This is a genomic window from Tardiphaga robiniae (assembly GCF_001618955.1).
GTDB classification, from domain to species: domain Bacteria; phylum Pseudomonadota; class Alphaproteobacteria; order Rhizobiales; family Xanthobacteraceae; genus Tardiphaga; species Tardiphaga robiniae_A.
The window spans coordinates 256,000-277,151 of sequence record NZ_LVYV01000045.1 but is presented as its reverse complement, the minus strand read 5'-3'; the positions used below and the strand labels follow the sequence as shown (position 1 = coordinate 277,151).

Genomic DNA, 21,152 nt, shown 5'->3' with positions numbered 1-21,152 from the left:
ATCATGTTCTCGAAGATCGCCACGCGTTTTGCGTGCGCGTCTGTGCTGTTCGTCAGTTCGTCGCTGACGGGGGAAGCTCATTCGCAAACCCTCACCATGGGGGCCGCGCTGCAACGCGCGCTCGCCGCCAGCCCGCGTCTGACAGCCGCCGAGCGTGACGTCGGGATCGCGCGCGGTCAGCGCATCCAGTCCGGCGCGCTGATCAATCCGGAGATTTCGTACGAACAGGACAATTCGTTCGGTTCGGGCGCCTACAGGGGAACCCGCTCGGCGGAGACCACGCTGCAGGTCAGCCAGATGTTCGAGCTTTGGGGCAAGCGCGACGCGCGCATCGCCGCCGGTCAAGCGGGCTTCGATGCCGCGGGTATCGGACGCCAGGCCGTCCGCCTCGAAGTGCTGTCAGAGACCGCGATCGCCTTCGTGAGCGTGCTCGGCCTGCAGCGGCGGATCCAGATCCTCGACGAACAGATCGAGGCGATCGACAAGATCTCGCCGCTGCTGCAGCGGCGCGTCGAGGCCGGCGCATCATCCATCGCAGAGACCGGGCGCGCCGAGGTTGCATCGGCACTGGTCAAGGCCGACCGTGAGCGCACCAGGTCGTCGCTCGCGAGCGCGCGCCGTGAACTGGCGATCCTGATGGGCGATGGCGCGCCGAAATTCGCGGCTGTCTCCGGACGGCTGGAGGTGACCGGCAAGCCGCCGACCTTCCAGTCGGTGGTCGCGGCGATTGATGCCAACCCGCAGCTCGTCCGCTGGAAGGCGATCTACGCGCAGCGCAACGCCGAACTGCTGCTCGCCCGGTTGAAGCCCTATCCGGACGTCACGGTATCCGCCGGATGGCGCCGCTTCAATGAGACCGGCGACAACGCGGTTCGGCTTTCGCTGTCGGTGCCGATCCCGGTGTTCGACCAGAACCAGGGCAACATCCTCTCCGCGCAGGAAAGCCTCGCCAAGACCGCCGCCGAACGCCAGGGCAACCGCAACACGCTGATCGTGGTGGCGGGCCGCGCCTACGACTCGCTGCAGGGCTCGCTGCGCGAACTCACCATCCTGCGCGAGACCGCGATCCCCAAGTCCAGGGACGCGGCCGACGCGATTTCCGAAGGCTACGGGCAGGGACGTTACTCGCTGCTCGAAGTGCTCGACGCACAGGCCAGCGTCGCGCAGGCGCGCCTGCGCGAGCAGGAAGCCCAGCAGAATTTCCACGTCGCCGTCGCCACTATCGAAGGGCTCGTCGGCAATCCGTTTGCACTGGCGCGGGGGAGCGCACGATGAACAAGCCAATCATGTTCCTGGTGGCCGCCGCCGCGATCTTCGCGCTCGGCGCCGGCGTCTACGCCACCGCACCGAGCAAGTCCGACACGCAGACCGCGGCCACCTCCAAGGCCGCCAGACAGGGTGACAAGGCCAAAGGTGAAAAGGCGAAGGGTGAGAAAGGCCACGACGAGAAAGGCCACGGTGAAGAGGGCGTCGTGGAAATGAGCGATGCGCGCGTCGCCTCGTCCAACATCGAGATTCTCGCCGCCAAAAGCGAAACGCTGCACGACTCTCTGGTGCTGAACGGCATTCTGCAGCCCAATCAGGAGACGCTGGTGCAGGTCACCCCGCGTTTCCCGGGCGTCGTGCGCGAGATCAAGAAGCGCATCGGCGACACCGTCGAGAAGGGTGAGCTCCTCGCAAAGATCGAGAGCAACCAGAGCCTGAGCGTCTATGAGATGCGGGCGCCGATCTCGGGCACGGTGATCGATCGCCAGATCTCGCTCGGCGAATATGCCTCCGAGCAGAAGCCGGCCTTCATCGTTGCCGACATCTCGACGGTGTGGGTGGATCTGTCCGTCTACCGTCGCAACCTGCCGCGCGTCCGGATCGGCGACAGGATCCTGATCGACGTCGGCGATGGCGGAAAGCCGATCGAGGCGAGCCTGTCCTACATCTCGCCGGTTGGCAGCAGCGACACGCAGAGCGCGCTTGCGCGCGCCGTCGTGCCGAATATCGATATGCGCCTGCGTACCGGCCTGTTCGTTTCGGCACGCCTGATCCTGTCAGCCAAGCCGGTCGCGATCGCCGTTCGGGCGTCGGCGATTCAGACGGTCGAGAACCGCAGCGTCGTGTTCGTCCGTAACGGCGACAAGTTCGAGGCGCGCGACGTCGAACTCGGCGCGCGCGACTCCGACAATGTCGAGATCCTGTTCGGACTGCTCGACGGCGACAAATACGCAGCGAAGAACAGCTTCATCGTGAAAGCGGAGCTCGGAAAGGGATCGGCGTCCCATGAACACTGAGCTCGCTCGGGCGCGGCGGGACCGCGTCCGCTCACGTCTCCAGCGGTCCCCGTCAGGGATCGTCATGCCGGGAATTAGGTCATGATCGACAGGCTTCTCGCATTCTCCGTGCACCAGCGCTGGCTGGTCATGATCGCCGTGCTGATGATGGGCGCCTTCGGCGTCTGGAACTTCACGCGCCTGCCGATCGACGCCGTCCCTGACATCACGAATGTCCAGGTTCAGATCAATACCAACGCGCCGGGCTTCTCGCCACTGGAGGTCGAGCAGCGCATCACGTTCCCGATCGAGACGGGGATGGCCGGCCTGCCGCACCTCGTGAACACGCGCTCGTTGTCGCGCTACGGACTCAGCCAGGTCACGGTCGTGTTCAAGGACGGCACGGACATTTATTTCGCGCGTCAGCTCGTCAACGAACGCGTCCAGCGGGTGAAGGACTCGCTGCCGACCGGCATCGAGACGGCGATGGGACCGGTCTCCACCGGCCTCGGCGAGATCTACATGTACACGGTCGAGGCGAAGGAGGGGGCAACGAACGCCGAAGGCAAGCCCTATACGCCGAGCGACCTGCGGACCGTGCAGGACTGGATCATCAAGCCCCAGCTTCGCAACGTGCAGGGGGTCAACGAGGTCAACACCATCGGCGGCTTCGAGAAGCAGTTTCACGTGCTTCCGGATCCGGCCAGACTGATGGCCTATCGTCTCAGCTTCCGCGATGTCATGACATCGCTCGCCAACAACAACGCGAATGTCGGCGCCGGCTACATCGAGAAGAACGGCGAACAGTATCTGGTGCGCACGCCAGGACAGGTCGCCGATGTCGAGGAAATCAGGCAGATCGTCATCGGCTCCCGGAACGGCGTCCCGGTCCGCATCCTCGACATCGCGGAGGTCAAGGAAGGCACCGACCTGCGAACCGGTGCGGCGACCGTCGACGGCAAGGAAGTCGTGCTTGGCACGGCGATGCTGCTGATCGGCGAGAACGGCCGGACCGTCGCGCAGCGTGTCGGAAAGAAGCTGGAGCAGATCCAGAAGTCGCTGCCGGAGGGCATCTCTCTGCGCGCGATCTACGACCGGACCCATCTGATCGACGCGACCATCGCGACCGTCGAGAAGAACCTGGTCGAGGGCGCGCTGCTCGTCATCGTGATCCTGTTCCTCATCCTCGGGAACTTCAAGGCGGCCTTCGCCACCGCGCTCGTCATTCCGCTGTCCATGCTGTTCACCATCACGGGCATGTTCGAGAACAAGGTCAGCGCCAACCTGATGAGTCTCGGCGCCATCGATTTCGGCATCATCATCGATGGCGCCGTCATCATCGTGGAGAACTGCCTGCGTCTGCTCGCCCATGAACAGGCAAAGCGAGGCCGCCTGCTCAGCCGCGAGGAACGCTTCGAGACGATCATCGAAGCGTCGCGCGAGGTCATCAAGCCCAGCCTGTTCGGCACGCTGATCATCGCTGTGGTTTATCTGCCGGTGCTCACGCTGACTGGTGTCGAAGGCAAGATGTTCACGCCGATGGCGCTGACCGTGCTGATGGCGTTGCTGGGCGCCAGCATCCTGTCGATGACCTTCGTTCCGGCCGCTGTCGCGCTGTTCGTGACCGGCAAGGTCTCCGAGAAGGAGAACTGGTTCATGCGCGCCGCGCGCCGGACCTACGTGCCGTTGCTCGATATCGCGATCCGCCTGCGCGTCGTCGTGGCGGCCGCGGCCGTGGCGCTCGTTGTCGTGAGCGGATACGCCGCGACGCGGATGGGCGGCGAGTTCATCCCGAGCCTCGACGAGGGCGATGTCGCGATCCAGGCGATGCGGATCCCCGGAACCAGCCTCACGCAATCGCTCGAGATGCAGATGGCGCTGGAGAGGCGGCTATTGAAGATTCCGGAGGTAAAGGAATCCTTCGCCCGCACCGGTACCGCGGAGGTGGCAACAGATTCGATGCCGCCGTCGATCTCGGACGGCTATGTCATGCTCAAGCCGCGTGACCAGTGGCCCGATCCGAAGAAGCCGAAACTCGATGTGATGAAGGAGATCGAGGCCGCATCCGAGGAAGTCGCAGGCAGCCTTTACGAACTCTCGCAGCCGATCCAGCTTCGCTTCAATGAGCTGATCTCGGGTGTGCGCAGCGACGTTGGCGTCAAGATCTTCGGCGACGACCTTGGCGTGCTCGCAGGGATCGCGGGGCAGGTGCAGTCGGCATTGCAGAACATCCAGGGCGCCGCGGACGTCAAGACCGAGCAGGTCGCAGGGCTTCCGGTGCTGACGGTCAAGCTGGACCGCAAGGCGCTGGCGCGCTTCGGCATCAGCGTGTCGGACGTGCAGAACCTGGTCGAGATCGCGGTGGGCGGCAAGACCGCCGGTCTGGTGTTCGAGGGCGACCGCCGCTTCGACCTCGTCGTGCGCCTGCCGGACGAACTCCGGACGGATATCGAGGCGATCAAGGCACTGCCGATCCCGCTGCCGCCGCTGGAGGGCCACCCGAGCCAGAACAAGGCGATGCCGGCGGTGTTCGGCACCTCGCCGCTGGCCCAGATGCGTTACGCGCCGCTGTCGGAACTGGCGGAGATCTCGGTCTCGCCGGGCCCGAACCAGATCAGCCGCGAGGACGGCAAGCGCCGTATCGTCGTCTCCGCCAATGTGCGCGGACGCGATCTCGGCTCCTTCGTCGGCGAGGCGCAGCAGCAGATCGCGCAGAAGGTCAAATTGCCGGCAGGCTACTGGATCGGCTGGGGCGGCCAGTTCGAGCAGCTCGTCTCGGCGACGCAGCGTCTGACCATCGTGGTTCCGATCGCGCTGCTGCTGATCTTCCTGCTGCTGTTCATCAGCCTCGGATCCGTGGCCGACGCACTGCTCGTCTTCAGCGGCGTGCCGCTGGCGCTCACGGGCGGCATCTTCGCGCTGCTGTTGCGTGACATTCCGCTGTCGATCAGCGCGGGCATCGGATTCGTCGCGCTCTCGGGCGTTGCGGTGCTCAACGGTCTCGTCATCATCACCTTCATCGCGCGGCTTCGCCTCGACGGAAAAAAGGTGGTGGAGGCTGTACGCGAAGGCGCGCTGACCCGCCTCCGGCCTGTGCTGATGACGGCGCTGGTGGCCTCGCTCGGCTTCGTTCCGATGGCGATCGCGACGGGGGCGGGAGCCGAGGTGCAGCGCCCGCTCGCGACGGTCGTCATCGGCGGCATCGTCTCGTCGACCATCCTCACGCTGCTCGTTCTTCCGGCGCTCTACATCCTGTTCCGCCGGGACCCGTCGCCTGCCGATGTGGAGGCGACGCCTGTTCACGCTACCCAGGGAAACCATTGATGAAGACAATCCTGCTCGTCCTATCCGCGCTGTTGCTGGCGGCTCCGGCGATGGCGCAGCATGCCCATCAGAAGGGCCGAATGGCGGACCCATGGAGGATGTCGCGGGCGTGCATGTCGAGATGATCGCTGCGGGGAAGGTGCTGACCTTCAACATCCTCGACGAGGCCAACAAGCCGCTCCCGGCCAGCGGCTATTCCGGCGCCGTGCTGCTGACATCCGGAAGCGACCGCGAGACGCTGCCGCTCGTCACCTCCGGGACTGTATTGAAGGCGGAAGCGAAAAGCGACATCGCCAAGGGCGCGTCGGTGAGCGTCACGCTGAAAACACCCGCGGGCAAGTCCGGCCAGACCAGATTCAAGAACTGAGGGATCAATCCCGGATGACGCAAGAGCTTCATCCCGGCTGCGCTTGCTCGACCCAAACTACGCGCTATTTATCGCTATCGGATGCCATCAGCAGGAACTTGCGCTTCAGCGCGTTGACCCTGGAGACATAACCCGCAACGGAATGGTCGCCGCATCGCTCATTGGCCGTCATCTGGAAGCGACGGCGTGCATAAGCGGTGGCGGGTCCTCCACCGCACAGATGGATGAAGGCGGCGAGATCCTGCACCTGTTGCGGGGTCGGCGCCACGCCGCCGGCGCGCGCGAGGACCGCGGCGACATTGCGGTCCAGATAGATCGATGCGAGCTCGGTGGCATGGCTCGGGATGGCACGAATATAGGGGCCGAAGCCGCAGCCCGTATCCTGAACCGCGTTGGCCCGGATGCAGAAGCGCGAAACTTCGGCATAGGCCGGATCGGTCATTTGAAAGAGACCGACGGCGCTGGATGCGGGCCGATAGATCGCGAACGGATTGAAGCTGAACCGCCAGCGCCAATAGGTGCGATCCAAGGGATTGCCGGAACTCTCGACCTGCGCCAGCGCAGCGAGCAATTCGGGCGTGATCGACCGCGTCGAAAAGGCGCGAAACAGCGGCCCGTAATGCCGCCACGTCTCGGCCGGCTCCTTGTCCAGCCTGTGGCCGACAAAGAAGAACAACTCGGTCGGCTTGTGGATCACGTGATAGATGAGGTTGGACAGCACGAGGGTGACAAGCACGATTGCGACGGCGCCAGTGATTTGAATGGCGCGCGGCAGTTTCGCGAGCTTCCGTTGCGCCGAGCGCAGGCTGCGCCGCCAGCGGCGACGGCGTTTGGCGCTGAAGATGAATGGGCCCTTCGTCATGGCTGATGGCAGCGCGCTAATCCGCCTGCGGCTGGCTGATGCCGAGCTTCTTGACGCGGGTGCGGACTGATAGCGGTGACCGCTTCAACCGGATCGCGATCTCGTTGACGCTGCGACCGACCGACAATTGCCGCCGCAATTCTTCGTCCTGCTGTGAGGTCCAGACAGCGTCGGATTTCTGGCTTAGTTTCATGAGAACTTATAATAGTCTGTAGCCCGGATGAAGCCAACGGGTCGCGCGTAGCGCGCCCGATGATAAACTCCGCGTAATCCGGGCTACGCTTGCTTTCGCGATACGCAGTCGCCCGGCTTCACAGCGCCGGACGGCGAGCGGCCGGGTTTCGTGATGCGCGGGTTACGGTGGTTTCACCGGCGGCAAACATCTCGACGCTGGTGCATCCGATTACTGGTTCTGGATGGAGACGCTCATTCCGCTCAGGTCGAAATCGAACTGGAGGCCCAGTTGCTCGCCTTCCAGCGTCAGGACGACGCCCTTGGCGTTGCGCATCTGGATGGCGCGCCTGCCTGCACCGACCGCCAAACCTGCGCCGAGCGCCGTATAAATGCCTTCGATGTCCGAAGCCTGATGCATATTTTGCGCCGCGCCGACCAGATCGGTCGAGGAGCCCCCAAATGTCAGGCCCGCGCTCACGCCGCCGATGCGAAACGGATACATCTCACCACGGAAGCTGAGGATTCCGCTCCCTGCCTGCGCTCCGATGAACCATCCGGCCTTGAAGAACTTGAAGCGGACTTTGCCGGTTTCAGCGTGAGCGGGCAGCGACAGTGCGGCGGACAGCAGGGTTGCGATGGTGAGACGCGTGAGGCAGCGAGCCATTTGAAAGCGCATATTGATATTCCGGTCATCGGGCTGCCGCGTGGCGGCACTGCGGCAACTAGATAGAGCATCGCAGGACTCGTCAATGACGGAGGTCGACGCGCGGTCGCCTCCCAAGGGGCGCAACGTCCGACGTCAACGCGTGGGGCGCAAGTGCGACCTGTCCGCCGTAGCTCGCAGAGCGAAGGCGGAAGCGTATTCCGCCGATACGACGATGGCGGATTACGCTGCGTTAACCCGCCCTAAGCTTGCTTGTTGTTTATTGCAGGCTTGGAGAATGCGGATTGCGTTCCCAAAGCCAACTGCCGCTCTTAACGCCACTTGTGTCGGACAAGCCGATCCAAGCACCCTCGAAACGTTGTGAGTCGCCGGATCGTCGAAGCTGCAGCGCGCCATGATAGCCGCTTGGGTCGTTCGCATTGAACCAGCGCCCGGTTATGAAACGTCCGTTGTCGATTAAGCCGACAATTTGAGCGTCAACATTTTGGCCGTTCTTTGCTTCATAGGTGAATTCGCATGCGACCAAATTGAGAAATTTGTAAATTTTGATGTTGCTGGAATAGGGTCTTTCTTTGCCGTTCTCATCGACATACCAAGTCTGCTTCCAGTCAACAGAGAGAGCACTATCTTGCAAGAAACTGGGTAATCGTTGGCTGAGCCATTTTCTCGATCGAAAACCCGTGATCCTGTCTGCAATTGGACCAATTAGGATAGTTGCTATCATTGAGCCACAGATACCCAGAGCGAAGCCGGAAATTAGAAGTACCAAGTCTTTCATTTGAAAAATGACCTTTGCGCGTAATGAGGCTGCAAGCTATAGCAATGCCGACTGTTGGTCTTACTAGTTGGCGCAATAGCGAAGCGTACTGCGCCAACGGCAGAGAACGAGACGGCGGATTGCGTTTGGCTGGTTCACCCTACGCTTGCTCACTCTTCTTTTGTAATAGTTTTGATATCGCGCACGTTGCCCAGTAGTTCGATAGACTTGGAAAAAATGCCAGTAATATGGTTTTCCAGCGCAACTCTTGCTTGCTCGGACGCTGCTCTTGCTTGTTGGTGAGCGACCCACGTGCGCCATACTAAGAACGGGGCTCCAAATAACCCAATTCCGGTTAGTACAAAGTTGCGAGCAAACTCCTGATATTCGGGGGCTGGCAGCCAAACTGCGTCCCACGCCAGTCGAAACAGAATAAACAGTGTGAGTGGAGTTAGCAGAGTGAGTGAAAGAAGAAGACCGCTGGCGGCGATCGTTGACCAAGCTCGTAATGATTCGGGTGTCTGCGCCAAAACTGAAGCTCTGACAAAGAATAGGTCGCCAATATCTAGCTTTGTTTTCGCCTCTCCAGACATTGCCGCTCCTGTGCGGTTCGCTAGAATAGCGCTTTGCCGCTTGTGTTTGTTTCTGTAGGTGGGGCGCTTGGTATTCGATTTGTGGGTGATCGAGGCGGTCAATGTTGCGAGAGGTTGTGTTTCAAACTCCAAAAAAGGCCGCTCAAAGAGCGGCCTTTTTACGTTGTGTTCTAATATCAGCTGCACCCCGTCGTGCTTCCGCACGTATCGCACTTCATGCACGTCCCATTCCGCACCAGCGTGAAGTTCGAGCACTCGCCGCACATGTCGCCTTCGTAGCCCTTGGCCTTGGCTTCGGCGCGGCGTTCGGCCTTGCTGGGCGCGGCGGCTGCGGCGCTTCCCGCTTTGCTCCAGGCTTGCGCCTCGAGCTTTTCGGTCGGCGAGAGCTGATGCTCGGGCTCGGCGGTCTTGAGGGCCACTGCGGCATCTCCGCTGCCGTGGCGGGCGGTGGCGCCAGCCGCCGCCATGGACGTTACGTTGCCGGTAGCGCGGGCGTCGGCGTCGGCAGGAGCCGGCGCGCGCATGACGACGAGGTTGTCGCTGCGCGAGCGGGTCAGGCCCTTCGAGACATACTTGTTGGCGCCGGCCGGAGCCTTGCCTTCGTCCTCGCCCTTGCCGAGCGCGTCGAAACCCGCTTCCGAGACATCGACATGGCCGAGATCGAAGCGCGACATGTAGGAGACCGCGAGTTCGCGGAACACGTAGTCGAGGATCGAGGTCGCGAACTTGATGCTGTCGTTGCCCTGCACCGGACCCGCGGGCTCGAAGCGGGTGAAGGTGAAGGCGTCGACATATTCTTCCAGCGGCACGCCATACTGGAGACCCAGCGAGACGGCGATGGCGAAGTTGTTGATGAAGGAGCGGAGCGCCGCGCCTTCCTTGTGCATGTCGATGAAGATCTCGCCGAGGCGGCCGTCGTCATATTCGCCGGTGCGCAGATAGACCTTGTGACCGCCGACGACGGCCTTCTGGGTGTAGCCCTTGCGGCGATCGGGCATCTTCTCGCGGTCGCGCATCACCACGATGCGCTCGACCAGACGCTCGACCACCTTCTCGGAGATCGCGGCGGTGCGGGCCGCCATCGGCTTCTCCATCAGGTTCTCCAGCGCATCGTCATCCTCGTCATCATCGCTGATGAGCTGCGAGTTCAGGGGCTGCGAGAGCTTGGAGCCATCGCGATACAGCGCGTTGGCCTTCAGTGCCAGCTTCCACGACAGCAGGTAAGCGGACTTGCAGTCCTCCACCGTGGCGTCGTTCGGCATGTTGATGGTCTTGGAGATCGCACCCGAGATGAAGGGCTGCGACGCCGCCATCATGTGGATGTGGCTTTCCACCGAGAGATAACGCTTGCCGACCTTGCCGCAGGGATTGGCGCAGTCGAACACGTTGTAGTGCTCGGCCTTCAGATGCGGAGCACCTTCCACCGTCATCGCGCCGCAGATGTGCACGTTGGCGGCTTCGATCTCGCGCTTGGTGAAGCCGATGGCAGCCAAGAGGTCGAAGCCCGGCGCCGCAATGGCTTCAGCTTCGATCTTCAGGGTGTCGCGCAGGAAGTCCTCGCCAAAAGTCCACTTGTTGAAGGCGAACTTGATGTCGAAGGCGGTCGGCAATGCGGCCTCGACCTGCTTCAGCGATTCGTCGGTGAAGCCCTTGGCTTTCAGGGTCGAAACGTTGATGCCGGGCGAATTGCTCAGCGAGCCGTGGCCGACGGCATAGGCTTCGATCTCGGCAATGCTGGCCTCGCTGTAGCCGAGCTTGCGCAAGGCGGCGGGGACGGCGCGGTTGATGATCTTCCAGTAGCCGCCACCGGCGAGCTTCTTGAATTTCACCAGCGCGAAGTCAGGCTCGATGCCGGTGGTGTCGCAATCCATGACGAGACCGATGGTGCCGGTCGGCGCCACGACGGTGGTCTGGGCGTTGCGGTAGCCGTGGAGTTCGCCGAGTTCGAGGGCGAGATCCCACGCCACCTTGGCGCGGGTGACGATGTCGGCCTGCGGGCAGGAGGCATGGTCCAGCGCCACGGGTGCCACGGCGAGGCCTTCATAGCCGCGGGTTTCGCCATGCGCCGCACGGCGGTGGTTGCGGATGACGCGAAGCATATGCGCGCTGTTCTTCTTGTAGCCGGGGAACGGGCCGAGCTCCTTGGCCATCTCGGCCGAGGTGGCGTAGCTGACGCCGGTCATGACAGCGGTGAGGGCGCCGCACAGCGCGCGGCCTTCCTTGGAGTCATAGGACAGACCCATGGTCATCAAGAGACCGCCGATATTGGCATAGCCCAGACCGAGCGTGCGGAACTCGTAGGAGAGTTCGGCGATCGGCTTCGACGGGAACTGCGCCATCATCACCGAGATTTCGAGCACCATGGTCCACAGACGGCAGAGATGCTCGTAGGCGTGGATGTCGAACGTGCTGGTGGTGGTCTCGTAGAAGGTCAGCAGGTTGGCCGAGGCGAGGTTACACGCGGTGTCATCCAGGAACATGTATTCCGAGCACGGATTCGACGCGCGGATATCGCCGGAGGATTTGCAGGTGTGCCAGTCGTTCATGGTGGTGTTGAAGTGCAGGCCGGGATCGGCTGACGCCCAGGCGGCGTAGCCAATTTTCTCCCAGAGGTCGCGTGCCCGAATGGTCTTCATGACCTTGCCGTCCTTGCGGGCGATCAGGTCCCAGTTGCCATCGGTCTCGACGGCGCGCAGGAAATCGTCCTTCAGCGAGACGGAGTTGTTGGAGTTCTGGCCGGCAACGGTGAGGTAGGCCTCGCTATCCCAATCGGTATCGTAGATCGGGAAGTCGATGTCCTTGTAGCCCTGCTTGGCATACTGGATGACGCGCTTGATGACGTTGTCATTGACCAGCGAGCGGCGCGCGAGCTTGATCTCGCGGCGCAGCGCCGGGTTCTTCTCGGGATCGAAGCAGTCGTCGCCCGAGCCTTCGCAATTGACGCAAGCCTTCAGGATGGCCTTGAGGTGCTTCTGGTTCATCTTCGACCCGGTGACAAGGGCCGCGACCTTCTGCTCTTCCTTCACCTTCCAGTCGATATAGGTCTCGATATCCGGATGGTCGGCATCGACCACGACCATCTTGGCCGCGCGGCGCGTGGTGCCGCCCGACTTGATGGCGCCTGCGGCGCGGTCGCCGATCTTGAGGAACGACATCAGGCCGCTTGAGCGTCCGCCGCCCGACAGCTTCTCGCCTTCGCCACGCAATTTCGAGAAATTCGAGCCAGTGCCCGAGCCATATTTGAACAGACGGGCTTCACGCACCCACAGGTCCATGATGCCGCCTTCATTGACCAGATCGTCCTCGACGCCCTGGATGAAGCAGGCATGCGGCTGCGGATGTTCGTAAGCCGACTTCGACTTGGTTAGCTTGCCGGTCTTCCAGTCCACATAGTAGTGGCCCTGGCCGGGACCATCGACGCCGTAGGCCCAATGAAGGCCGGTGTTGAACCACTGCGGCGAATTCGGCGCGACCATCTGCTTGGCGAGCATGAAGCGCAGCTCGTCATGGAACGCGTGGGCGTCGGCTTCACTGGTGAAGTAGCCACCCTTCCAGCCCCAATAGGTCCAGCAGCCGGCGAGGCGGTCGAACACCTGCTTGGACGAGAGCTCGCTGACGAAGCGCTCTTTCTCGGGCAAAGCGGCGAGGGCCTCGGTGTCGGGCACCGAGCGCCACAGCCACGACGGCACGGTCTCTTCCTCGACCTTCTTCAATTTCGCGGCGACGCCCGCTTTACGGAAATACTTCTGGGCCAGCACGTCGGAGGCGACCTGCGACCATGAGTCGGGCACTTCAACGCCTTCAAGCTTGAACACCACGGAGCCATCCGGATTACGGATCTCGGACGTGGTGTGGCGGAAGTCGATCCCGGCATAGGGCGACTGTCCTTCGGTGGTGTAGCGGCGTTGAATCTGCATCGTGGTCGTGCCCCGTCTTAAGCCCGACACCCCATCTGGCGGCATCGGCGATTTCTGTTAGCGACGTCCGGGTTGCCCCAAATTCGCCGCAGCTTGGCCGGGTGAACCGGTCCTGTTTGTCTCTGTGGAGCATGTGCTGGCCGTCATCTCGGCCACCCGGGACTGCCGGGGTCATGCTTCCCGGATCTGGCTTTCCTTGCAACTGCAGGTCGACCCGATCCTAACGCCTCACCACGCTGTTTGAGCCGGTTTCCGGCCCGTTTTTTAGTGCTCCAAACGCCGACTTTCCGGCCCGGATTCCAGGACGCAAATCCCCGATCCCGTAGCCTCGACTGGAGGACGGAGCGGTCAATCTGGAACCCGTTTGGGAGCGTCCGGCGGGACAAAAAACGACCCGCGCCGAACAGTTCGAAAACTAGGCCAAACCGATCTCGCCCGTCAAGGAGTAGTCGGGGTTCCTGAATCAAATACTAAATATGGTGGAAAGGGTGGATAACCAAGGGGGCAGAGCGCGCCTCGATTGAAGTCAAGTATCAGTGAGTCCTCATGGATTCGGAAGTCAAAAATATTTCTAAAACTGTCCGGAATCCGAGCTGCGCCCGCTGTTCACAGCCCAACTTTATTTTGTCATCCAGGGATTGCGTTTGGTGGACTCAGGCCGAGCAGATGATCGCCGGGCAGGTTCCCGCCACCGGCAGTGGTCAGACCCTCCAACTGCGCGCATGGTCCCGCCGATTCCTCAGCCGGTTCCCTCCATGACAATGCCCAGTCCCCCCGTTTCGCGCGCGCGAATCGCTCCCTTCGGTCTCGTGTTGCTCGCCATCGCGTCGATCGCCTGGGGTCTGAACTGGCCGGTGTCGAAAGCGCTGCTGTCGGAATGGCCACCGCTGTCGGCGCGCGGCAGCACCGGCATCGTCGGGGCATTGCTGCTGGCCGGGATCGCCGTCTGGCGCGGCGAGAGTCTTCGCGTGCCGCATCATCAATGGTTGCATCTGGTCGTGCTGGCGGGCCTGAACGTGTTCGGCTGGATGGCTTTCGTCGGCTTGTCACTGCTGTGGCTGCCGGCCGGCGAGGCCGCGGTGATTGCGTTCACCATGCCGGTCTGGGCTGCCGGACTGGCCTGGCTGATCCTCGGCGAGCGCCTGTCGATGCAGCGGATCGTGGCCATGCTGATGGCCTTTGCCGGCATCGCCGCGTTGATGGGGGGCGGTGGTCTGGCCGCGAGCGCGGAGAAGCTCCCGGGAATCGCTCTGGCGCTGCTGGGCGGGTTCGGCTTTGCGCTCGGCACGGTGCTGGCCAAGAAGTTCGGGCTCACGCTGCCACTGGTGACGTCATCCGCCTGGCAGATCGGGATCGGTTGTGTGCCGGTGCTGTTGCTGGGTCTGATCTTCGAAAGCCCGCATTTTGCAGCACTGACGCCGCTGGGCTGGGGGCTGCTCGCCTATGTCGTGCTGGTGGGGTTCTGCATCGCTTATGTTTGCTGGTTCGCGGCGCTCAAGCAGTTGCCGGCCTCGGTGGCCGCAATCGGGACCATGGCGGTGCCCGTGATCGGCGTGGTCAGCTCGGCCATCGCCCTGCGGGAACCGCTCGGCGCCATGCAGATCGCGGCCCTGGTATTTACGCTGGCGGGCGTTGCGCTGGCGACAAGGGGCTAGGCGCGGGCGCGTCGCCACCGGGCCACATCCGCTGCAGTTCGGGATGGCCGTCCCAGAACTGATGCTTCAGCGCGGCGGCGATATGCAGGGTCACGAGTGCATAGAGCGCATAGGACAGCCACACGTGAATGCCGCCGAAGATGTCGTGCAGGCGTTCCTTGAAGGCCGGCTCGATCGACATGATCCAGCCAATGCGTGGCCACTGGAACAGGCCGAACAGGTACATTGGAATCTCGCCGGCGGCCTTCCAGGCGGAATCGTGCATCCAGCCGGACAGCGGCAATCCGATCATCAGCACATAGAGCGCGAGATGCGCGCCATGTGCGGCAGTCCTCTCGGCGGGCGGATAGGTCTCGGGCAGATCGGGTGGCCTGTTCGCCGCGCGCCACAGCAGGCGCATCAGCACGAGGCCGAGCACGGTGATGCCGAACGACTTGTGCGCATCGATGACGAACCGGATGTTATCCTCGGGAATGAGGTTCACGCTCCAGATCAGCGCGACGTTGAGTGCAATCAGAACGGCAATCAGCCAATGCAGGATCATGGCGATGCGGCTGTAACGTTGAATCGGCATTTTCTGTGCGTGCATGGAATAAGTTTAAACAGGATTTGTCTTTTGAGGCATGACGACTTTGTGTGTTCGTCGTGACCGCAATCACGCGCTATTTGATCGCGGCTCCGCAACTCGATCACGATTCACGCGTAGCTCTCGCAAGACCCGTTTGCTCGAACGCGCGATTGAATTGACGGCATGACAATATCCCTTCAAGCGGCCTTCGCCGCCGCATCGCCGCGTATCACACCGCGCCGGATGCCGTTCATCAGCCTGATGATCTATCTCGCCGTGCTCGCGCTATGGGCGCTGCTGTTCGGCCGCGCGTTCTTCCTCACCAGCATCTGGGCGTGGTCGGCGGGCATGGTCTATATCGCCTATGACACGGTGCTGATGCTCTATGTGGTGTGGCAGACGCTGCCGTTGGCAGTGTCCGCGCGTGGTCCATCTGCAGCGGTTGCCGCGGAATCGCGTCCATCGGTGGGGATTCTGATAGCCGCGCATAACGAGGCGCTGAATCTGCCGGAGGCGCTGGCGGCCATCGCACGCCAGTCCGATGCGCCGGATCTGATACTGATCGCGGATGACGGCTCGCGCGATGCAACTGATACGCTCCTCCGCGACCGTTACGGTCTCGCCATTCCTGCCGTCGGCCAGAGCAGCATCGGTCAGTTCGGCAGCTCGAGATTGCAATGGCTGCGCCTGCCGCATCAGGGCAAGGCGCGAGCGCTGAACACGGCGATCCTCAAGGCCGATACCGACATCGTCATCACGCTGGATGCCGATACGTTTCTGGCTGACGATGCCATCGCCGAAATGCGCGCGGCCTTTGCTGCGGATCCCGCACTGGTCGCGGCCGGCGGCATCCTCGTGCCGGTCTGTGACGACAGCGCCAGCGGCCGCGTCATGCAGTGGTTCCAGACCTACGAATATATCCGCAACATTATCTCACGCTTCGCCTGGATGCGCGGCAACAGCCTGCTGCTGATCTCCGGCGCCTTTGCCGGCTTCCGCAGGGAGGCGCTGGTGGCCGTCGGTGGCTTCGATGCGGAGTGTCTTGTCGAGGATTATGAGCTGACCCACCGCATGCATCGCCATGCCGTCGATCACGGATTGGATTGGCAGTTGCGAATGGTTGGCACGTCGCTGGCGCACACTGAAGCGCCGTCTCACATCATGACGTTCCTGCGGCAGCGCCGGCGCTGGTTCGCGGGCTTCCTGCAGACGCAGTACTGGAATCGCGATATGACCGGCAATCGCCGCTATGGCCGGCTCGGCCTGCGCATGCTGCCGATCAAGGCGCTGGATACGCTGCAGCCGATCTACGGCCTCACGGCCTTCGCATTGCTGCTGGCTTTGCTCGTCACCGGCAAGATCGCCATCGCCGTGCCAGTGTTCGGCCTGATCACCGCGAAGATCGTCGCGGATTTCCTGGTCTATCTCTGGACCGTGCATCTCTATCAGCGCCTGACAGGCGGCCGCACGCGCACGAGTTTCGCCGCAGCGGTGTTCGCCGCGATCCTCGAACCGTTCAGTTTTCAGCTGCTGCGTCACGCCGGTGCGGCGTGGGGCTGGATCGCGTTCCTGCGTGGCAATAACGAATGGGGGTTTGCGCCTGTTACATTGCCCCCACGTCAGGCGCCCAACGCGGGCGAGTAGTCGCTAGGCCGGTTTCGCCGCCAACGGCACTTTCACAGTGAAATGCGAACCGTGGGTGAGGTCAGACTTCACCTCGATCACATGGCCGAGCGCTTCGGCCGTGCGCCGAACGATCGACAGGCCGAGGCCGAGGCCTTCGCTGGCTGGATTGATCTGGTGGAAGGCGTCGAAGATCGCAGTGAGCTGTTCGGCGGGAATGCCCGTGCCGGAGTCCAGCACCTCGATGGTCACCGCGTTGGCGTGCTTGCGACAGCCGACGAGCACGCGACCGCGCTCGGTATATTTGATGGCATTGCCGACGAGATTGCCGAGGATCGCGCGCAACATGCCGGGATCGCTGACGACTTGCGCCTTACTCGGCACAATGACGAGGTCGAGGCCCTTGGCTTCGGCATGCAGACGCCAGTTGGCGATGATCGACTCGAAGACGTCGGAGATCGGGAACGATCGCAGGTTCGGAATCCCGAAGCCGGCATCCAGCACGGATGTCTCGGCGAGACGGTCAAGCTCTTCCGCCATCCGCATGCCAGCATCGATGGCATAGCCGAGCCGCTCGCGGTCCTTCTCGTCGGTCAGCTTGTTGCGGATGCGGTCGATCGCCATGATCATGACCTGCAATGGCTGCTTCAGGTCGTGGCCTGCCACCGCCATCAGCCGGCTGATATTGCGCTGAAGCCGATCCGACAGATGCAGCGCGCGGCGGAATTCCATCTGCGCCATGACCTGGCGGGCGAGGGCGGCCAGCACCTCGCGCTGTTCGGTCGACAGCACGCGCGGCTTGTCATCGAGCACGCAGACGGTGCCGAGCGGCAGGCCGTCCGGTGTGCGCAGCAGTGCGCCGGCATAGAAGCGCAAATGGGGCTCGCCGGTCACCAGCGGATTGCAGTCGAATCTTGGATCCTTGGTGACGTCCTCGACTTCGAGAAAACTGTGTTCGAGGATCGCGTGCGCGCAAATCGATTGATCCATCGGCGTCTGCCGCACGCCAAGACCGATCTCCGACTTGAACCACTGCCGGCCGTCATCGACGAGGCTAATGATCGAGATCGGCGTCTGGCAGACATAGCTGGCGATCTTGGTGATGTCGTCGAAGGATGGCTCAATGGCGGTGTCGAGAATGCCGTAGGAGCGCAGCGCCTTGAGGCGTTCGGCTTCATTGGGATGGAGCCTGGCGATCTTCGGCTTGTCTGACGCGTCCACTGAACCTGCTCACACCCGACGTCGACCCATCGAACCGGTAGATAGGTCCACATGTCTACCAACACTACGCGCGAGTTCCCTGAATGTCCCCCGTACGCTGCACCCACGTTCTTAGACCTTGAGACAGCAGGCGCAAACCAGAAACGACAAAAGACGATGCCGCGAGGCACCGTCTTTTGCGTAACGCTTAGATCGTCGTGTTACGGGCAGGCGTGACGCAGGCCGTCATAACCGAGATAGGTGCCCGTGCGGACATTGTACGACTTGTAGGTGCGGATGCAGTAGTCAACGTCGCCGCCGCCGGTGTCAGGAGCGACTTCGACCACATCCGGCGCGTCGTCATAATAGCTGCTGCCGTAATACGGGCTGCCGCCGTAATAGCCGTAGGAATTCCCGTAATAGCTGCTGGCGGCCAGACCGCTGCCAATAATGGCGCCGGCTGCGAAGCCCGGGCCGTAACCGCCGCCACGCCAGCCACCACCGCGCCAGCCGCCGCCGTGATTCCAGCCACCGCCGCCGGGGCGCTGGCCGCCATGCCAGCCGCCACCTCCGCCACCAAAGCGCTGACCGCCGCCAGAGAACGTGCCGATCGTCCGCGCACCGCCGGGGCCGACGCCCACCACCTTGGTGTTCTGTGCGTAGCTGGGGGTCACTGTGAAGGCGGGGATGGCCACAGCGACGGCTGCTGCGACGCTCAAGATTTTCAAATTCGTCATCGTTTGCTCCTGTCTGGGATGCATGTTCAACCCCCTGAAGGGACTGCCGTTCCCTGCCGCCACGCGGTTATTGCGCAACGACAGAATGATGGTCCGGAACTGTATGCGGCATGAATGGATTGCGCCGTTTCTGCGACTGCAGGTACTTTGGAGGTAGGGTTCGGGGGAGGCCGATACGAGGCATGTCACAATCAGTTGCAGGCGGCGATCGGTCGCGGCGGTAACTGGACATTTGGCGGCCCGGATGGCATCAACAGCCGACGAAAACCTTCGAACGGTTCAAAATATGAAACAGTTTCTGCTGAAATTCTTCACGTGGTGGAGCGGGACGACCTTCGGGACGAACCTGTGGACGTCGCGATTCGGCGAACTGGTTGGCACCGACGAGCAGGGCAACACATATTACCGCACCAAGGGCGGCAAGATCGACCCGACGCTGGGCTTCGAGCGCCGCTGGGTGATTTATAACGGCTATGCCGAAGCCACCAAGATCCCGCCGGACTGGCATGGCTGGATGCACCACACGGTGGACGTGCCGCCGACTGAAGAGACCTACACGCCGCGCGAATGGCAGAAGCCGCATCAGCCGAACCTGACCGGCACGCCCGCAGCCTATCGTCCGTCGGGTTCGACACTGGCCAGCGGCCGGCGTCCCAAGGCGACCGGCGACTACCAGGCCTGGACGCCGGGCTCGTAACGACTCATCCGTTCTGGACGACCGGTTGTGCGGGCCGCTCTGCGGCGCGCTCGACCTTGGCCGCGCGTCGTTTCCAGCCATCGGCTTTTGCGGTCAGATAGGCCACCAGCTCCGGCGGCGCTGTCTCGGATGAGCCCGCCTTGTGCAGGGCGGCGCCGGATTGTACTCGATCGACTGGGCTGGGGCGGATACGATATAGCCGTAACATGTGAGTTCGAGATGTTAGGTTTCGAAAGCTCACTGGGCATGATCGGGGACGGGGACAGCTGACGAGATCAATCGTCTGCTCACAGCGACAACTCAGGAAGATCCGACATGACCAACGACACGCGCAGTGAGCACGACCTGTTGGGCAACCGCGATGTTCCGGCCGACGCCTATTACGGCGTTCATACGCTGAGGGCCGTCGAAAATTTTCCGATCACCGGGATTCCGATTTCCATCTATCCCGAACTCATCAGTGCGCTCGCCGCGATCAAGCAGGCGGCGGCACTGTCGAATATGGAGCTGGGGCTGCTCGACAAGATACGCGGCGATGCGATCAACGCTGCCTGCGAGGAAATTCGCGCCGGTCGCCTGCATGACCAGTTCGTGGTGGACGTCATCCAGGGCGGCGCCGGGACCTCCACCAACATGAATGCAAATGAGGTGATCGCCAATCGCGCCCTCGAAATTCTCGGTCATGGCAAAGGCGACTACGGGCATCTGCACCCGAACGAACAGGTCAATATGAGCCAGAGCACCAACGACGTGTATCCCACGGCGTTGAAGATCGCGACCTATCACGGCGTGTTTCACCTGATCGACGCGATGGCCGTGCTGCGCAAGGGCTTCGAGCGCAAGGCCGACGAGTTCAAGGATGTCCTGAAAATGGGCCGCACCCAGTTGCAGGATGCGGTGCCCATGACGCTCGGTCAGGAGTTCAGCACTTACGGCGTCATGATCGGCGAAGACGAGGACCGGTTGCGCGAGGCAGCACTGCTGATTTGCGAGATCAACATGGGTGCGACAGCCATCGGCACCGGAATCGCGTCGCATCCGGACTATGCGCGGCTGGTCTGCAAGCATCTCGTCGCCATCACGGGAATGCCGCTGGTCACCGCTGTAAACCTGATCGAGGCCACGCAGGATTGCGGTGCGTTCGTGCAGTTGTCCGGCGTGCTCAAGCGGGTGGCCGTCAAGATTTCCAAGATCTGCAACGACCTCCGGCTGCTGTCGAGCGGCCCGCGCGCCGGTCTCAACGAGATCAATCTCCCGGCGGTACAGGCAGGCTCCTCGATCATGCCGGGCAAGGTGAACCCCGTCATTCCCGAGGTCGTGAACCAGGTCGCCTTCGAGGTGATCGGTAACGATCTTACGGTGACCTTCGCCGCCGAGGCCGGCCAGCTTCAGCTCAACGCGTTCGAGCCGATTATTGCGCACAGCCTGTTCAAGAGCGTCAGCCATCTGCGGGAGGCTTGTCTGACCCTCGAGAAACGCTGTGTGTCCGGCATCACGGCGAACCGTGAACGCCTCCGCGCCTATGTCGAGAATTCGATCGGTCTCGTCACCGCGCTCAATCCCTATATCGGCTACGCCAATGCCACCGCCGTTGCGGTCGAGGCCCATGAAACCGGCCGCAGCGTCTACGATCTCGTGCTGGAAAAAGGTCTGCTACCTGCAGCGACCCTTGCCGCCATTCTCCACCCCGACGTACTCACCAAGCCCCAGAGCATGTTGATCCGCGAATGAAGGCCGCATCGGCCCGGCGAGA

The 21,152-nt window shown here is 62.5% G+C and carries 17 protein-coding genes and 1 pseudogene; 8 read left to right on the top strand and 10 right to left on the bottom strand.

Features of this window, described 5'->3' with window-relative positions; all coding sequences use genetic code 11:
- Positions 1–3 precede the first annotated feature (3 nt).
- The 4 genes and pseudogenes from ihpA to A4A58_RS23735 all read left to right on the top strand — a co-directional run bounded on the left by ihpA (position 4) and on the right by A4A58_RS23735 (position 5,952).
- Positions 4–1,275: a divalent metal ion exporter subunit IhpA gene (gene ihpA, locus A4A58_RS23750; RefSeq protein WP_068736763.1), complete on the top strand. Its 1,272-nt coding sequence runs from the start codon at positions 4–6 to the stop codon at positions 1,273–1,275.
- Positions 1,272–2,282 (top strand): divalent metal ion exporter adaptor subunit IhpB, encoded by a 1,011-nt coding sequence (gene ihpB, locus A4A58_RS23745; protein WP_068736761.1) that lies wholly within the window; start codon positions 1,272–1,274, stop codon positions 2,280–2,282. Before ihpA ends, ihpB begins: the two co-directional genes overlap by 4 nt.
- 81 nt (positions 2,283–2,363) lie before the next feature.
- Entirely contained in the window at positions 2,364–5,585 is a 3,222-nt protein-coding gene (locus A4A58_RS23740) for an efflux RND transporter permease subunit (protein ID WP_068736759.1), read from the top strand.
- Positions 5,585–5,952, top strand: a pseudogene (locus A4A58_RS23735) (hypothetical protein). Before A4A58_RS23740 ends, A4A58_RS23735 begins: the two are co-directional and overlap by 1 nt.
- A gap of 64 nt (positions 5,953–6,016) precedes the next feature.
- Here A4A58_RS23735 and A4A58_RS23730 read toward each other — a convergent pair.
- The 6 genes from A4A58_RS23730 to A4A58_RS23715 form a co-directional block, all read right to left on the bottom strand.
- Positions 6,017–6,814 (bottom strand): transglycosylase SLT domain-containing protein, encoded by a 798-nt coding sequence (locus tag A4A58_RS23730; protein ID WP_068736757.1) that lies wholly within the window; start codon positions 6,812–6,814, stop codon positions 6,017–6,019.
- 16 nt (positions 6,815–6,830) lie between these two features.
- Positions 6,831–7,007, bottom strand: a complete 177-nt coding sequence (locus A4A58_RS30940) for a hypothetical protein (protein ID WP_158005736.1) — start codon at positions 7,005–7,007, stop codon at positions 6,831–6,833.
- 210 nt (positions 7,008–7,217) lie between these two features.
- Positions 7,218–7,664: a hypothetical protein gene (locus tag A4A58_RS23725; protein WP_081422023.1), complete on the bottom strand. Its 447-nt coding sequence runs from the start codon at positions 7,662–7,664 to the stop codon at positions 7,218–7,220.
- Positions 7,665–7,911: 247 nt separating this feature from the next.
- On the bottom strand, positions 7,912–8,430 hold the full coding sequence (locus A4A58_RS23720) for a hypothetical protein (RefSeq protein ID WP_139069927.1): 519 nt from the start codon (positions 8,428–8,430) through the stop codon (positions 7,912–7,914).
- A 149-nt stretch (positions 8,431–8,579) separates the two neighbouring features.
- The gene (locus tag A4A58_RS30470) at positions 8,580–9,188 is read right to left on the bottom strand and encodes a hypothetical protein (RefSeq protein WP_139069926.1); all 609 of its coding nucleotides are present in this window, start codon (positions 9,186–9,188) and stop codon (positions 8,580–8,582) included.
- On the bottom strand, positions 9,179–12,919 hold the full coding sequence (locus A4A58_RS23715) for a vitamin B12-dependent ribonucleotide reductase (RefSeq protein WP_068736751.1): 3,741 nt from the start codon (positions 12,917–12,919) through the stop codon (positions 9,179–9,181). Before A4A58_RS23715 ends, A4A58_RS30470 begins: the two co-directional genes overlap by 10 nt.
- A 755-nt stretch (positions 12,920–13,674) precedes the next feature.
- Between A4A58_RS23715 and A4A58_RS23710 the strand changes: the two genes are divergently transcribed.
- On the top strand, positions 13,675–14,574 hold the full coding sequence (locus A4A58_RS23710; protein ID WP_068736749.1) for a DMT family transporter: 900 nt from the start codon (positions 13,675–13,677) through the stop codon (positions 14,572–14,574).
- Here the strand turns inward: A4A58_RS23710 and A4A58_RS23705 are convergent.
- Complete coding sequence (locus A4A58_RS23705; RefSeq protein WP_081422032.1) at positions 14,537–15,148, bottom strand: cytochrome b; 612 nt, start codon at positions 15,146–15,148, stop codon at positions 14,537–14,539. The two genes, A4A58_RS23710 and A4A58_RS23705, sit on opposite strands and share 38 nt — an antisense overlap.
- 177 nt (positions 15,149–15,325) lie before the next feature.
- Between A4A58_RS23705 and A4A58_RS23700 the strand changes: the two genes are divergently transcribed.
- Complete coding sequence (locus tag A4A58_RS23700) at positions 15,326–16,786, top strand: glycosyltransferase family 2 protein (RefSeq protein WP_068736746.1); 1,461 nt, start codon at positions 15,326–15,328, stop codon at positions 16,784–16,786.
- Between the two features lie 3 nt (positions 16,787–16,789).
- On the opposite strand, the gene A4A58_RS23695 is transcribed toward A4A58_RS23700, so the two are convergent.
- Entirely contained in the window at positions 16,790–17,986 is a 1,197-nt protein-coding gene (locus tag A4A58_RS23695; RefSeq protein WP_068736744.1) for a GAF domain-containing sensor histidine kinase, read from the bottom strand.
- A 200-nt stretch (positions 17,987–18,186) separates the two neighbouring features.
- On the bottom strand, positions 18,187–18,702 hold the full coding sequence (locus A4A58_RS23690; RefSeq protein WP_068736743.1) for a BA14K family protein: 516 nt from the start codon (positions 18,700–18,702) through the stop codon (positions 18,187–18,189).
- Between the two features lie 286 nt (positions 18,703–18,988).
- Between A4A58_RS23690 and A4A58_RS23685 the strand changes: the two genes are divergently transcribed.
- Positions 18,989–19,399 carry an NADH:ubiquinone oxidoreductase subunit NDUFA12 gene (locus A4A58_RS23685; protein WP_068736741.1) on the top strand — a complete coding sequence of 137 codons (411 nt, stop codon included), beginning with the start codon at positions 18,989–18,991 and terminating at the stop codon, positions 19,397–19,399.
- 4 nt (positions 19,400–19,403) lie between these two features.
- Here A4A58_RS23685 and A4A58_RS23680 read toward each other — a convergent pair whose 3' ends face one another.
- Positions 19,404–19,607, bottom strand: a complete 204-nt coding sequence (locus A4A58_RS23680) for a hypothetical protein (protein WP_068736739.1) — start codon at positions 19,605–19,607, stop codon at positions 19,404–19,406.
- A 107-nt stretch (positions 19,608–19,714) separates the two neighbouring features.
- Between A4A58_RS23680 and aspA the strand changes: the two genes are divergently transcribed.
- Positions 19,715–21,130 (top strand): aspartate ammonia-lyase, encoded by a 1,416-nt coding sequence (aspA, locus tag A4A58_RS23675; protein ID WP_068736737.1) that lies wholly within the window; start codon positions 19,715–19,717, stop codon positions 21,128–21,130.
- Positions 21,131–21,152: the final 22 nt, after the last annotated feature.

What these genes read in the sequence shown, in the direction of transcription:
- A4A58_RS23725 (WP_081422023.1), bottom strand. Translation starts at nt 7,664, where the DNA reads ATGCGCTTTCAAATGGCTCGCTGCCTCACGCGTCTCACCATCGCAACC.
- A4A58_RS23690 (WP_068736743.1), bottom strand. Translation starts at nt 18,702, where the DNA reads ATGACGAATTTGAAAATCTTGAGCGTCGCAGCAGCCGTCGCTGTGGCC.
- A4A58_RS23680 (WP_068736739.1), bottom strand. Translation starts at nt 19,607, where the DNA reads ATGTTACGGCTATATCGTATCCGCCCCAGCCCAGTCGATCGAGTACAA.
- A4A58_RS30940 (WP_158005736.1), bottom strand. Translation starts at nt 7,007, where the DNA reads ATGAAACTAAGCCAGAAATCCGACGCTGTCTGGACCTCACAGCAGGAC.
- A4A58_RS23740 (WP_068736759.1), top strand. Translation starts at nt 2,364, where the DNA reads ATGATCGACAGGCTTCTCGCATTCTCCGTGCACCAGCGCTGGCTGGTC.
- A4A58_RS23730 (WP_068736757.1), bottom strand. Translation starts at nt 6,814, where the DNA reads ATGACGAAGGGCCCATTCATCTTCAGCGCCAAACGCCGTCGCCGCTGG.
- A4A58_RS23705 (WP_081422032.1), bottom strand. Translation starts at nt 15,148, where the DNA reads ATGCCGATTCAACGTTACAGCCGCATCGCCATGATCCTGCATTGGCTG.
- ihpA (WP_068736763.1), top strand. Translation starts at nt 4, where the DNA reads ATGTTCTCGAAGATCGCCACGCGTTTTGCGTGCGCGTCTGTGCTGTTC.
- A4A58_RS23700 (WP_068736746.1), top strand. Translation starts at nt 15,326, where the DNA reads ATGACAATATCCCTTCAAGCGGCCTTCGCCGCCGCATCGCCGCGTATC.
- A4A58_RS23720 (WP_139069927.1), bottom strand. Translation starts at nt 8,430, where the DNA reads ATGAAAGACTTGGTACTTCTAATTTCCGGCTTCGCTCTGGGTATCTGT.
- A4A58_RS23685 (WP_068736741.1), top strand. Translation starts at nt 18,989, where the DNA reads ATGAAACAGTTTCTGCTGAAATTCTTCACGTGGTGGAGCGGGACGACC.
- A4A58_RS23715 (WP_068736751.1), bottom strand. Translation starts at nt 12,919, where the DNA reads ATGCAGATTCAACGCCGCTACACCACCGAAGGACAGTCGCCCTATGCC.
- A4A58_RS23710 (WP_068736749.1), top strand. Translation starts at nt 13,675, where the DNA reads ATGACAATGCCCAGTCCCCCCGTTTCGCGCGCGCGAATCGCTCCCTTC.
- ihpB (WP_068736761.1), top strand. Translation starts at nt 1,272, where the DNA reads ATGAACAAGCCAATCATGTTCCTGGTGGCCGCCGCCGCGATCTTCGCG.
- aspA (WP_068736737.1), top strand. Translation starts at nt 19,715, where the DNA reads ATGACCAACGACACGCGCAGTGAGCACGACCTGTTGGGCAACCGCGAT.